The following is a 13397-nucleotide window of genomic DNA, read 5'->3' as shown; positions in this document are numbered from 1 at the left end:
TAACATAACCGGGGACACCGAAAATAGTCCGCGCGAGGCCGATTTTCCACTTGACGGCAAGTGGCTCGATTCAGTGTCCAGGGTTGCTCCGACAGGGTCGACCGCGTCTGGTTAAGTGGTGCGCGGACCCGGCACACAGAGGTGCCGGATAGCGTGGAGTCGCCTGAACATGACCTCGACTGGAGTCCCGTCCCGATCGGACCTCCCCACTCGCCACGACGCCGGTGCCGGCCGCACCCAGGCCAGTCCCGAACAAGCGCGTGACGAATTGATCGAACGGGCCGCCGCCGGCGCCCCCGAACTCGCCGACCTGATCCGCCTGTACTACCGCCACGTGCCCGCCGAGGAAGTCAACGACGACGACCCGGTGGACCTGGTCGGCGCGGTGCGCTCGAACTACCAGCTCGCCGAGACCCGCGTGCCGGGCCGCCCGGTGGTGCGCATCCTCAACCCCACCCGCGCGCACGACGGCTGGACGTGCCCGGCCACCGTGGTGCAGGTGGTCACCGACGACATGCCGTACCTGGTCGACTCGGTGGCCTCCGAGCTGACCCGCGGCGGCGTGCAGGTGCAGCGGGTGGTCCACCCGATCGTGGTGGTCCGCCGCGACCCGGTGACCGGCGTGCTCAACGAGGTCATGCCGACCGCCGACCCGGCCGACCCGCCGGGTGACGCGATGGCCGAGTCGTGGATGAACATCGAGGTCGACCTGCTCACCGACCCGGACCGGGCGCGGGAGCTGGAGACCAAGCTGCACACCGTCCTCAACGACGTCCGCGAGGTCGTCGAGGACACCAAGAAGATGACCGACACGGCCCTTCAGCTCGCCGACCAGCTCCAGGCCGACCCGCCGCCGCTGAACCGCGAGGAGGTCGACGACGGCGCCCGCCTGCTGCGCTGGCTCGCCGCCGACCACTTCACCTTCCTGGGCTACCGCAAGTACGAGCTGGTCCGCGACGACCCGGCGACCGGCGGCGACCCCGCCCTGCGCGCGGTGCTGGCCAGCGGGCTCGGTGTGCTCAGACAGGACAGCCTCGCGGCGCGCAGCCTCACCGCGGGTCCCGACGCCGGCGCCCAGGCCCTCTCGCCCGAGCTGCTGGTGCTGACCCAGGCGAGCGCCCAGTCGAGTGTCCACCGGTCGGTCTACCCGTACTACGTCGGTGTGAAGACCTTCGACGCGGACGGCAACGTCACCGGCGAGCACCGGTTCCTCGGCGTGTTCTCCACGACCGCCCTGCACGAGGACGTCCTGGACATCCCCGCCATCGAGCGCCGGGTCCGCGACGTCATCCACCGCGCCGGCTTCCCGCTGCACTCCTACTCGGGGCAGCGGATGCTGGAGGTGATCCAGAACTACCCGCGCACCGAGCTGTTCTCGGTCGACACGGACACGCTCTACCAGACCGTCACCGGCGTCATCGCGCTCGCCGAACGCCGCCGCCTGCGGCTGTTCCTGCGCCGCGACCCGTACGGCCGCTTCTACTCGTGCCTGGTCTACCTGCCGCGCGACCGGTACACCACGACCTCCCGCCTGGCCATGCAGGAGGTCCTGATCGCCGAGCTCGGCGGCGTCAACCTGGAGTACAGCGCCCGCGTGGGCGAGTCGGCGCTGGCCCGCGTGCACTTCATGGTGCACACCGACCCGAACCGCCAGGTCGAGCCGGACACCGCCTACATCCAGAACCTGCTGGCCGAGGCCGTCCGCTCCTGGGACGACCGCATGGTCGAGGCGGTCCTGGAGGCGCAGGGCGACGGTCTGGGCGCGGAGTCGGCCTCCGAGCAGGGCCTGCGGATCGCCGCCGCGTTCCCCGAGGCCTACAAGGAGGACTTCACCGCCGCCGAGGGCCTGGAGGACTTCCGGCGCATCGAGGCGCTGGGCCGCGGCGACCTGGACATGCAGTTCTACGTCCCGCGCGACGCGGAGCCCGGTGAGCGGCGGTTCAAGCTGTTCCTCGCCGGCGCCCGGATCACGCTGTCCGACGTGCTGCCGATGCTCCAGCGCATGGGCGTGGTCGTCGCGGACGAGCGCCCGTACGAGCTGGTCCGTGAGGACGGCACCGAGTGCTGGATCTACGACTTCGGCCTGCGCATCGACCAGGTGACCCTCGACCGGCTGTCGCAGGACGACCTGGAGTCGGTCCGCACCCGCTTCCAGGACGCGTTCGCCGCCGCCTGGCGCAACGAGGCCGAGGTCGACGGCTTCAACACCCTGGTGCTCAAGGGCGGTCTGACCTGGCAGCAGGCCGCGATGCTGCGCGCCTACGCCAAGTACCTGCGCCAGGCGGGCATCGCCTACAGCCAGGACTACATCGAGGACGCCGTCCTGGGCCACACCGAGGTCGCCACGGCCCTGGTGCGGCTGTTCGAGGCCCGGTTCGACCCGAACCTCGACGAGGCGCACCGCGAGTCCCGCACGGAGTCCCTGGTCGCCGACATCACGGCGATGATCGACGACGTGACCAGCCTGGACGCCGACCGCATCCTGCGCAGCCTGCTCACCCTGGTCCAGGCGACCCTGCGCACCAACTACTTCGTGCGCGACGCCGACGGCACGCCCCGCCCGTACCTGGCGGTCAAGCTCGACCCGCGCGCGATCCCGGACCTGCCGCAGCCCCGGCCCCGGTTCGAGATCTTCGTGTACTCCCCGCGCGTGGAGGGTGTGCACCTGCGGTTCGGCCCGGTCGCGCGTGGCGGGTTGCGCTGGTCCGACCGGCGCGAGGACTTCCGCACCGAGATCCTGGGTCTGGTCAAGGCTCAGGCGGTGAAGAACGCCGTGATCGTGCCGGTCGGCGCGAAGGGCGGGTTCGTGGTCAAGCGCCCGCCGGTCCCGACCGGCGACCCGGGCCTGGACCGCGAGGCGTTCCTGGCCGAGGGCATCGCGTGCTACCGCATGTTCATCTCCGGCCTGCTGGACCTGACCGACAACCTCAGCTCGGGCAAGGTCATCCCGGCGCCGCAGGTGGTCCGGCACGACGGCGACGACACCTACCTGGTGGTCGCGGCGGACAAGGGCACGGCGTCGTTCTCCGACATCGCCAACGAGGTGTCCCAGTCCTACGGCTTCTGGCTGGGCGACGCGTTCGCCTCCGGCGGCTCGGTCGGCTACGACCACAAGGCCATGGGCATCACCGCCAAGGGCGCGTGGGAGAGCGTGAAGCGGCACTTCCGCGAGCTGGGCGTGAACACCCAGGCCGAGGACTTCACGGTGGTCGGCGTCGGCGACATGTCCGGTGACGTGTTCGGCAACGGCATGCTGCTGTCCGAGCACATCCGCCTGGTCGCCGCGTTCGACCACCGCCACATCTTCATCGACCCCAACCCGGTCGCGGCCACCAGCTACGTCGAGCGCAAGCGGCTGTTCCACCTCCCGCGCTCGTCGTGGGACGACTACGACCGCTCGCTGATCAGCACCGGCGGCGGCGTGTGGCCGCGCACGGCCAAGTCCATCCCGGTCAGCGAGCAGGCACGCGTGGCGCTGGGCCTGCCCGAGGGCGTGGTCAAGCTGTCCCCGCAGGAGCTGATGAAGGCGATCCTGCTGGCCCCGGTGGACCTGCTGTGGAACGGCGGCATCGGCACCTACGTCAAGGCCGGCACCGAGTCGCACGCCGAGGTCGGCGACAAGGCCAACGACGCCATCCGCGTCAACGGCGCCGACCTGCGCGTCAAGGTGGTCGGCGAGGGCGGCAACCTGGGACTGACCCAGCGCGGGCGCATCGAGTTCGCCCGCGCCGGCGGCAAGGTCAACACCGACGCCCTGGACAACTCGGCCGGCGTGGACTGCTCCGACCACGAGGTCAACATCAAGATCCTGCTCGACGAACTGGTCCGCGAGGGCCGGCTCGACCAGCAGCAGCGCAACGAGCTGCTCGGCCAGATGACCGACGAGGTCGGCGAGCTGGTGCTGGCGGACAACTACTCGCAGAACCAGGTCCTGGGCGTGTCCCGGGCGCACGCGGCCCCGATGCTGTCGGTGCACGCCCGCCTGGTGGCCGACCTGGAGCAGCGCGGCCACCTCGACCGGGCGCTGGAGGCCCTGCCGAGCCCCGCGGAGTTCAAGGCGCTGGAGAAGGCCGGCGACGGCCTGACCTCGCCCGAGCTGGCCACGCTGCTCGCGCACGTCAAGCTCGCGCTGAAGGAGGAGGTGCTGGCCAGCGACCTGCCGACGATCGACGTCATCGCCCGCCGGCTGCCGGACTACTTCCCCAGCGAGCTGCGCGAGCGGTTCGCCGACGCCATCGGCAGCCACCCGCTGGCCCGCGAGATCATCACGACCGTGCTGGTCAACGAGGTCGTGGACGGCGGCGGCGTGTCCTACGCGTTCCGGCTGGCCGAGGAGATCAGCGCGTCCGCGACCGACGCCGTGCGTGCCTACACGGTCGTCACGGCGATCTACGACCTGCCGTCGCTGTGGCGGGACATCCGCGCGCTCGACACCAAGATCGCCACCGAGGTCCAGGACGACATGGTCCTGGAGAGCCGCCGCCTGCTCGACCGCGCGTCGAGGTGGCTGCTCACCAACCGCCCGCAGCCGCTGGCGGTCGGCTCGACCATCGCCCGGTTCGCCGGCGTGGTGAGCGAGCTGGCGCCCAGGACGCTGGACATGCTCCAGGGCCGGGAGAAGGAGTCCGTGCTCGCGCACATCGACCGGCTGACGACGGCCGGCGTGCCCGAGGACCTGGCCCGCCGGGTCGCGGTGCTGCTGTTCACCTACGGCCTGCTGGACGTGACCGAGGTGGCGGAACTGGCCGAACGCGAGGGCGAGGGCCACGGCGTCGGCCACGAGCGCTCGCACCCGGAGACCGCGGAGCTGTACTTCGCGTTGTCCGAGCACCTGGACGTGGACCGGATGCTCAGCTCGGTGAGCGGCCTGGAACGCGGCAACCGCTGGCACGCCCTGGCGCGCCTGGCCCTGCGGGACGACTTCTACTCGTCGCTGCGGTCGATCACCATCGACGTGCTGCGCTCCAGCGAGCCGGGCGACTCGCCCGCGGAGAAGATCGCCACCTGGGAACAGGCGAACGCGTCGAGGCTGGCCCGCGCCCGCGCGGCCCTGGAGGAGATCAACCGCGCGAGCCGCCTGGACCTGGCCACCCTCTCGGTGGCGGCTCGTCAGGTCCGCAGCATGATCCGCTAGCGCCGGTCGACGGGCCGGGGTTCCCGCGAGCCCCGGCCCGTCACCGGGCGGCCATGTCGCTCAACACGTCCCGCAGCCGCGCGGCGGTCTCCTGGTCGGCGGCGTGGTAGGCCCGAGCCGACCGCTGGACGCTGAGCGCCAGCGCGGCGGTGCCGTTCACCAGCGCGCTCACCCGGTGCTTCCACCGGTCGCCGCAGGTCGAAGCGGCCGGCGAGGACGCCCACCCGGCGTTGGTCGTCGCCGCCGCGGTGGTCCGGTCGAACAGCCCGGCGGTCACCCGCCGCGCGTCGTCGCTCAACACACCGAGTTCCCCGCCGACCGCGTCGACGTCGGCGGGCGCCATGTGCACGTCCGGTGGTGCCATGGAGGTCTCCTCTCACCACGTCTGCCGCGGCCGGACCACGACGACCCGCTGCTGCCCGGCGGACACGTCGTAGGACGCCGTGCCGCCGTTCAGGCTCTCGTCGATCGCCGGGTCCGTGTGCTGGGTGTAGTGGATGTCGCCGTCGGGGGTGACCCCCGTGACCACGGCCGCGTGGTGCGCCTCCCCGATCGTGGTGTGGCCGCCGCCCTCCTGGACCCAGTACACGACGTCACCCGGCCGCGCCTCCGACAGCGGCACCTCCCGCCCGCCGTTGTCCAGGAAGAACTGCCGTTGCGTCTCCGCCTGCGCCCAGCTCGGGGTGTTCAGGTAGGCGTACCGGTCGACCTGGTCGACGCCGGTGCCGCGGTCGCTGGCCCAGTTCTCGTCGTTGAGCGTCCCGCCGAACGCGTCGGTCTTCATCGGCAGCCCGCCGCCCTGGTGCAGGGTGTGGGACACGAAGTTGGCGCAGTTGTCCTCGAACCGGTCGGTCTCCAGGTCGTCCCAGTTCTCCCGCGCCCACCGCACGGCCTCGACCGCGTTGTACCCGTTGTCGCCGCGCAGCCGGTCCCTGACCTCCTCGGGGATGCCGTCGAGGTCGTGCAGCTCGACCGGCACCGCGCGCTCGAACTCGGCCTGGTCCTGCGGGGACAGCGCGTCCCACCACGCCCGCACCGCCTCCGGGCCCAGCCCGATCGGCAGCGCCTCCCGGTACAGGTCGAGCTGGTTGCGCGCGGCGGAGCTCTGGTAGCGGTTCGCCTCGTCCAGGTCGGTGACCTCGGTGGCCCGGGCCAGCGCGGCTAGCTCGGCGCTCGCCTCCTGGTCGATCCGCGTGGCCGACACCAACGCCTCGCCGATCAGCGTGTTGGCCACCGAGTGCGCACGAACCTGGTCGTCGGTGTACGGCCCGGCCTGCGCGTAGTACGCGGCGCCGGTGGTCTCGTCCACGGTCAGCCCGTGCGCCCGCGCGTACTCGACCGCCGCCAGCAGCCCCCGTTTCGTCGTCTCGGCGGCCTCGCCCAAGCCCTCCAGGGTCATCGCCACGCCCCGGATCGTGATGCCGGCGGCCTGGTACTCGTTCGCCAGCTCGGCGAGCCGGTCCGCGGCGAGGTCACCGACGGCGTCGCGCCAGCTGTCGTCCAGCGCCGCGCTGCCGCGCCGGTAGATGTCGGCCGCCGACTGCTCGCAGTGCCGTGCGAGGGTCACCCAGTCGTCGGCGGCGGACTTCCAGGCGGCCGGGTCGGCGTCGCGGAGCGCGGCGAAACTCACCATGCGCCCACGAAAGCACCGTGGCCGGAAGCTGTGCGCGCCGCGACAGCTTCCGGCCACGCCGATCTCAGCTCCGCCAGGTGTCGCTCAACGACGCCGGCGCGGTGGCGGTGCGGTTGGCGCCGCTCTCCCACGTCACCGCGCCCGAGCTGTCCTTCCGGATGTACTTGTACTGGAACGACGTCCCGGCCGGCAGCGACACCGAACCCCGCCACACGGGGTAGGTCGCCGAGGACAGCGCCACCGCGTTGGCCGTGTTCCACGACCCCAGTGACGGGTGGTCGCCGACCACGAAGATGTTCTGCCCCAACGACGTCGTGGCGTTCACCGCGAACGACGTGCTCGACACCGACGAGGTCGCACCCACGTGCAGGGCCAACGCCTCGCCCGCGCCCACGGTGGCGGTGAAGCGGCCGGACGAGTCCACGGTCACCGGCGAGCACCCCGACCGCTGCACGTCGCAGTACGTCCCGGCGGGCAGCGAGGTCTGGAAGGTCCGGGACAGCGCCGACGTCTCCCGGTTCACCACCACGAACCCGCGCGACCCGCGCCCGAACGCGATGGCGTCACCGCCGTTGTCCCACCAGTTCACCACCGACGTCCCGGCCACGGTGTTGCGGAACTTCACCATGCCCGCGATCTGCGTCCACCGGTGCTGGCACTTCCACCCGACGTAGCACTCCGACCCACCGGGCGGACCGGCGTCGTGGTCGGTGAACTCGTAGCCCGAGTACACGTTCGGCGCGCCGTACGGCCACGCCAGCATGAACACGTTCGCCAGCGTGTAGGTGGACCCGTCCTTGTACGTCAGCGTCGAGCCGTTGCGCTCGGTGTCCCAGTTGTCCACGAACGACCGCGCCTGCCCGGACGGCAGGTACCCCCACGCCTGCCCGAAGTTGCTCAGGTAGGCCAGGTTCTCGTTCTGGAACACCCGCTTGAGGTCGTAGGCGTACCGGAACTCGTCCACGTCACCCGAACCGGTGTACTCGCCGGGCTGCACGGCCTCGCCGGCCCCGTAGATCACCTCGTGGACCCAGAAGATCGACGGGTTGGTCAGCTTGGCCTTGATCGCGGACAGGTCGGCCGCCGCGATGTGCTTGGCCGCGTCCACCCGGAACCCGTCCACGCCCATCGCGATCAGCCGGTTCAGGTAGGCGGCGATGGTGGTGCGCACGTACTCGCTGCCGGTGTTCAGGTCCGACAGCCCGACCAGCTCGCAGTTCTGCACGTTGTCGCGGTTGCGGTAGTCGGAGATGGACGTCCGGCACGAGTGGAAGTCCCAGTCGCTGTAGTAGCCGGGGTAGGTGTACTTCGAGTACGACGACCCGCCCGTCCCGACGCCGGACCCGGCGCTCATGTGGTTGATCACCGCGTCCGCGATGACCTTCACGCCGGCCGCGTGGCAGGTCGAGACCATGTTCCGGAAGGCGGCCTCGTCACCGAGCCGCCCGGCGATCTTGTAGCTCACCGGCTGGTACGAGGTCCACCACTGGCCGCCCTGGATGTGCTCGGTGGCCGGCGAGACCTCCACGAAGCCGTACCCGGCGGGGCCGAGGGTGGACGTGCACTCGGCCGCCACCCGGTCGAACGGCCACTGGAACAGGGTCGCCGTCACGTCCTTCGGGCCGGGCGGTGTTGCAAAAGTTTGCGGAACGACCAGCACGCTCAACAACAGGGCCGCGCACAGCAGGAAGGCGCGTTTGACTGAGGAAACCACGTTGTCTCCTTCGGCAGGGATGTGCTCTAGGTCATACCACCTGCCGGACTTGCTGAAAACACTTGCAAAGTATTTCATCGGTCCCGCCACTCCCGGAGGAAGGACGGAACCCATGAGCCAGGACTGGTGGCGCGAGGCCGTGATCTACCAGGTCTACGTGCGCAGCTTCGCCGACTCGAACGGCGACGGCGTCGGCGACCTGCCCGGCATCCGCTCCCGCCTCCCGTACCTCGCCGACCTGGGCGTGGACGCGGTGTGGATCACGCCGTTCTACTCGTCGCCGCAGGCAGACGGCGGCTACGACGTCGCCGACTACCGGGCCGTCGACCCGCTCTTCGGTGACCTCGAAGACGCCCGCAGGCTCATCGAGGACGCCCACGACCTCGGCATCCGGATCATCGTGGACCTCGTCCCCAACCACACCAGCGACCAGCACGAGTGGTTCCAGCAGGCCCTCCAGGCCGCTCCCGGCTCCCCGGAGCGCGCCCGCTACCACTTCCGCGACGGCAAGGGCGACCTGCCGCCCAACGACTGGGAGTCCATCTTCGGCGGCCCGGCCTGGACCCGCGTCCCGGACGGCCAGTGGTACCTGCACCTGTTCGCGCCCGAGCAGCCCGACCTGAACTGGGAGCGCCCCGAGGTCCGCGAGGAGTTCCTGGACGTCCTGCGCTTCTGGCTGGACCTGGGCGTCGACGGCTTCCGCATCGACGTGGCGCACGGCCTGGTCAAGGCGGACGGCCTGCCGGACGTGGGCCGCACCGAGCAGCTCAAGCTGCTGGGCACCGAGGCGCTGCCGTTCTTCGACCAGGACGGCGTGCACGAGATCTACCGCGACTGGCGCAAGGTCCTCGACTCCTACCCGGGCGTCCGGGTCGGCGTCGCCGAGGCGTGGACCCCGAGCCCCGAGCGCACCGCCCGCTACCTGCGCGCGGACGAGCTGCACCAGGCGTTCAACTTCCACTACCTGACCGCCGAGTGGGACGCGACGGCCCTCAAGACCGTCATCGACGACTCCCTCGCCGCGATGGCCCCGGTCGGCGCGCCCACGACGTGGGTGCTGTCCAACCACGACGTGCAGCGGCACGTCACCCGCTACGGCAGCCTGGCCCGCGCCCGCGCCGCCGCGCTGCTCATGCTGGCCCTGCCCGGCTCGGCCTACGTCTACCAGGGCGAGGAGCTGGGCCTGCCCGAGGTGCTGGACCTGCCCGACGACGTCCTCCAGGACCCCGTGTGGGAGCGCTCGGGCCACACCGACCGGGGCCGCGACGGCTGCCGAGTGCCGATCCCGTGGACGGCGGACGGCCCGTCGTACGGCTTCGGCGACGGCGGTTCCTGGCTGCCCCAGCCCGACACCTGGGGCGCGTTGAGCGTGGCCGCCCAGCAGGAGGACCGGTCCTCGACCCTCCACCTCTACCGTGACGCCCTGCGCATCCGCCGCAACCACCCGGCGCTGGGCCAGGGCAGCGAGGTCGAGTGGCTGGACACCCCGCCGAACGTCCTGGCCTTCCGCCGCCGCGACTTCACCTGCGTGGTCAACCTGGGCGCCGAGGACGTCCGCGTGCCCTTCGACGGCGAAGTCCTGCTCGCGTCAGGCCCGCACACGGCCGACACCACCGAGCTGGTGGTGCCGTCTGACACGACGGTGTGGTGGCACCGCCCGTAGAGTCACCCGGTGTGACAGCGCGGCTCAGTGACATCGCGACCCAGGCAGGCGTGAGCGAGGCGACGGTCAGCCGGGTGGTCAACGGCAAGCCGGGTGTCTCGGCCGCCACCCGCCAGGCGGTCGTCGCCGCGATGGACGTGCTCGGCTACGAGCGCCCACCCCGCCTCCGGCAGCGCAGCGCCGGGTTGATCGGGCTCATCACGCCCGAGCTGAACAACCCGATCTTCCCGGCGTTCGCGCAGGTCATCGAGCAGGTGCTGAGCCGAGACGGCTTCACGCCCGTGCTGTGCACGCAGACACCCGGCGGTTCCACCGAGGACCAGCTGACCGAGATGCTGGTCGACCGGGGCGTCACCGGCATCGTGTTCGTGTCGGGCCTGCACGCCGACACGACCGCCGACACCGACCGGTACGTCAAGCTGGCCGGCCGGGGCGTGCCGTTCGTGATGGTCAACGGCTACACCGACCGCGTGAAAGCCCCGTTCGTCTCCGTGGACCACCGCGCCGCCGTGCGCCTGGCCGTCTCCCACCTGCGGGACCTCGGCCACGAGCGGATCGGCTTGGCGGTCGGCCCGTACCGGTTCGTGCCCGCCCAGCGCATGGTCGAGGCCTTCACGCAGTCGGGCTGCGAGCCGGGGCTGGTCGAGCACTCCCTGTTCACCGTGGAAGGCGGCCAGGCGGCGGCCGACGCCCTCTACGACCGGGGCTGCACGGCCGTCGTCTGCGGCAGCGACCTGATGGCGTTCGGCGCGATCCGCGCGGCCCGCCGCCGCGACCTCCACGTGCCCGGCGACATCTCCGTGGTGGGCTTCGACGACTCCCCGCTCATCGTCTTCGCCGACCCGCCGCTGACGACCATCCGCCAGCCCGTCGAGGCGATGGGCCAGGCCGCCGTCCACGCGCTCCTCGAAGAGATCGGCGGCACGCCCGCGCCGCGCGCCGAGTTCGTCTTCCAGCCCGAGCTGGTCGTCCGGGGCTCCACGGGGGCCAGACGGTGACCGTCCTGGCCCAGCGGATGCGCGCCCAACGCCTGTCCCACCGGGCCGGCGACACGCACGACCTGCTGGACTCGGTACTGGCCCTGCAAGCCCAGGACGTCAACGCGATGCGGCTCGCCGCCCGCGCGCGGGGCGTGCACACCCTGATGGGCCCGATCGTCCGCACGTGGGCCATGCGGGGAACCCTCCACCTGTTCCTGTTGGACGATCTCTGGGTTTTGGGCCCACTTTCCACACTCATCGTCCAACAAGGAAAACGTCGTCGCGACCAACTCGGCCTCACCGACGCCCTCTGCGCCCGTGCCCTCCCGGCCCTCCGCGAGGTCCTCACCACGCCGCTGACGCGCGCCGAGGTGGTCGCCCGCCTGGCGGAAGTCGGCATCGCCCTTGACCCGAAGTCCCAGGCCCCGGCGCACCTGATGGCGTACGCGGCGGCCAACGGCGTGCTGTACCGGACCCTCGACGACGAGTACGCGCTCCTGCCCGACCTCCCGAACCCGGCACGGTAGAGCAGCTCTGGCGGCGCTACCGACGCGCCTACGGCCCCGCGACCCCCGCCGACTTCGCGGCGTGGAGCGGCCTGCCCAGGTCCCAGGTCCGCGACCTGCCGGAGGTGACCGACGAACCGGCGACCCCGAACGGCACCGTGCGCATGCTCGGCCACTTCGACCCGTACCTGTTGGGCTTCAAGGACCGCAGCCTCGCCCTGGCACCCGAACACGCCCCGCTGATCCAGACCGGCGGCGGTTTCCTCACCCCGCACGTCGTGGTGGACGGCAAGGTCGTCGCCACCTGGCGGCGCACCGGCTCCGACGTCGAGGTCCACGCGTTCGGTGCCCGCCCCGACCTCGCGGAGGAAGTCGCCGACCTGGGCCGGTTCCTGGGCACCGACGTGCGCTTAACCTGGGTTCGGGCGTCCGGATAGGGTTCCGTGGATCCGCACGACAGCAGGAGGCCGTTCAAGTTGGGTGTGTTCGTCACGGGAGTGCGTCCGAGGTGGTCGGACATGGACGCGTACGGCCACGTCAACCACGCCAACACGGTGACCCTGCTGGAGGAGGCGCGGATAGACCTCCTGTTCACCGAGGCGGCGCGGCACGGCGTGCCGGACATGGCCAACGGCGTGGTGGTGGCCCGCCTGGTGGTGGACTACCTGGCGCCGCTGGTGTTCACCGGTGACGAGGTCGTGGTGGAGATGTCGGTGCGGGAATTGAAGTCGGCGTCCTTCACGTTGGACTACACCGTACGCAACGGGCGCCGGGAGGGGAGCCCGGTCGTGGCGACCGCGGAAACCCTGATGGTGCCCTACAACCTCACGGCCGGACGTCCGCGCCGTCTACTCGAAGCCGAACGCGACTTCCTCGCGGGTTGGCGTGCCGGAGGCAACGGTGCCTGAGCTGGTCCTGGCCGATCCGTCCGAGCGCGACGACCTGGGCGCCTTCGTGGCCCGAGCGGTCCGCCTGGACGCCCAGTCCGTGGTGCGCCTGCGCAACCGTCCTGTCGGTGGCCTCCTGGACGCCTGGGTGGCCACGCCCTTCGACACCCTGGCCACCCGCACGGTGTCCGGCCAGGTCACTCCCGGCGACGTGACCGTCTCCGGCACCGACCTGCTGACCGGCCTGGCCGTCGTGCGCAGCGACACCATCGACCCGGGCGCGCCGAAGGACCTCATGTGGCGCTCCGCCCTGCCCCCGGCCGAAGGCTGGCAGCAGGTGGACCGCCTGCCCGGGGCTGTCGTGTCGGAGCTGGCGGAGCAGGGCGTGGCGGTGGCCCGCGAGAACACCGGTCCGCACGGCACCCCGCCGGCATCTCTGCTGGATCAGACCGTGCTCACGGTGAGCGGGTCGGGCCTGGACGTGAAGGTGCCGCTGCGGTGCTTGTTCGCGCTGTCGGGCATGGGCTTCCTGGGCGGCGACGACGTCCGGGTGACCGCGACGGACTCGTGGCTCCGCATCGACGCCCGCTTCGGCGCAGTGGTCCGCCGCCGCCACTCCATGCTGCCCCTGCTGGTCTGACGCTGCTGCTTTTCGCCGCGCCAGTCAGCACTTGGCCGCGCAGCGGCAGTAGCTTTTCGCCGCGCTCCGCGCGGCGGTGGTGCCACCACAAGGGAGGGGCCTCGTGTTCCCCACCGTATGGCCCGCCCGAAGGGCTACCACAGATTTCCCCGGTGCAGCCGAATTTTTTGTGAGGAACGAGCAAAAAATTTAGCGGCACCGGGGAAATCTGTGGTTGGCTCCGCCGGGTCATGCGGTGGG

9 protein-coding genes and 1 pseudogene are annotated in these 13397 nt (G+C 71.2%); 7 read left to right on the top strand and 3 right to left on the bottom strand.

The genetic code is table 11. The features are described from left to right. Positions 1-169: 169 nt before the first annotated feature. Complete coding sequence (locus DFJ66_RS16750; protein ID WP_121222342.1) at positions 170-5134, top strand: NAD-glutamate dehydrogenase; 4965 nt, start codon at positions 170-172, stop codon at positions 5132-5134. 40 nt (positions 5135-5174) lie between these two features. On the opposite strand, the gene DFJ66_RS16745 is transcribed toward DFJ66_RS16750, so the two are convergent. The 3 genes from DFJ66_RS16745 to DFJ66_RS16735 form a co-directional block, all read right to left on the bottom strand. Next, positions 5175-5498 carry a hypothetical protein gene (locus tag DFJ66_RS16745; RefSeq protein WP_121222341.1) on the bottom strand — a complete coding sequence of 108 codons (324 nt, stop codon included), beginning with the start codon at positions 5496-5498 and terminating at the stop codon, positions 5175-5177. A gap of 12 nt (positions 5499-5510) precedes the next feature. Beyond that, positions 5511-6767, bottom strand: a complete 1257-nt coding sequence (locus DFJ66_RS16740; protein ID WP_121222340.1) for an amidase domain-containing protein — start codon at positions 6765-6767, stop codon at positions 5511-5513. A gap of 64 nt (positions 6768-6831) precedes the next feature. Next, positions 6832-8481, bottom strand: coding sequence for a carbohydrate-binding module family 20 domain-containing protein (locus DFJ66_RS16735; protein WP_246029783.1), 1650 nt, complete (start codon positions 8479-8481; stop codon positions 6832-6834). A gap of 112 nt (positions 8482-8593) precedes the next feature. Between DFJ66_RS16735 and DFJ66_RS16730 the strand changes: the two genes are divergently transcribed. The 6 genes and pseudogenes from DFJ66_RS16730 (at position 8594) to DFJ66_RS16705 (ending at position 13157) form a co-directional block, all read left to right on the top strand. Beyond that, on the top strand, positions 8594-10144 hold the full coding sequence (locus tag DFJ66_RS16730; RefSeq protein WP_121222338.1) for a glycoside hydrolase family 13 protein: 1551 nt from the start codon (positions 8594-8596) through the stop codon (positions 10142-10144). 11 nt (positions 10145-10155) lie between these two features. Further along, positions 10156-11142, top strand: coding sequence for a LacI family DNA-binding transcriptional regulator (locus DFJ66_RS16725; RefSeq protein ID WP_121222337.1), 987 nt, complete (start codon positions 10156-10158; stop codon positions 11140-11142). After that, a complete protein-coding gene (locus tag DFJ66_RS16720; RefSeq protein ID WP_121222336.1) occupies positions 11139-11651 on the top strand; it encodes a DNA glycosylase AlkZ-like family protein in 513 nt (170 codons plus the stop codon). The genes DFJ66_RS16725 and DFJ66_RS16720 overlap by 4 nt, the downstream gene beginning before the upstream one ends. Next, a pseudogene (locus tag DFJ66_RS16715) lies at positions 11624-12067 on the top strand (DNA glycosylase AlkZ-like family protein); the annotation flags it as partial. The gene DFJ66_RS16720 and the pseudogene DFJ66_RS16715, both read left to right, overlap by 28 nt. A 39-nt stretch (positions 12068-12106) precedes the next feature. Continuing rightward, positions 12107-12538, top strand: coding sequence for an acyl-CoA thioesterase (locus tag DFJ66_RS16710; RefSeq protein ID WP_121231287.1), 432 nt, complete (start codon positions 12107-12109; stop codon positions 12536-12538). Then, on the top strand, positions 12531-13157 hold the full coding sequence (locus DFJ66_RS16705; RefSeq protein ID WP_121222334.1) for a DUF8185 domain-containing protein: 627 nt from the start codon (positions 12531-12533) through the stop codon (positions 13155-13157). Before DFJ66_RS16710 ends, DFJ66_RS16705 begins: the two co-directional genes overlap by 8 nt. Positions 13158-13397: the final 240 nt, after the last annotated feature.

It is taken from the genome of Saccharothrix variisporea, from assembly GCF_003634995.1.
In the GTDB taxonomy this organism is placed as follows: Bacteria; Actinomycetota; Actinomycetes; order Mycobacteriales; family Pseudonocardiaceae; genus Actinosynnema; species Actinosynnema variisporeum.
This window is presented reverse-complemented; position numbering and strand designations above follow the sequence as displayed.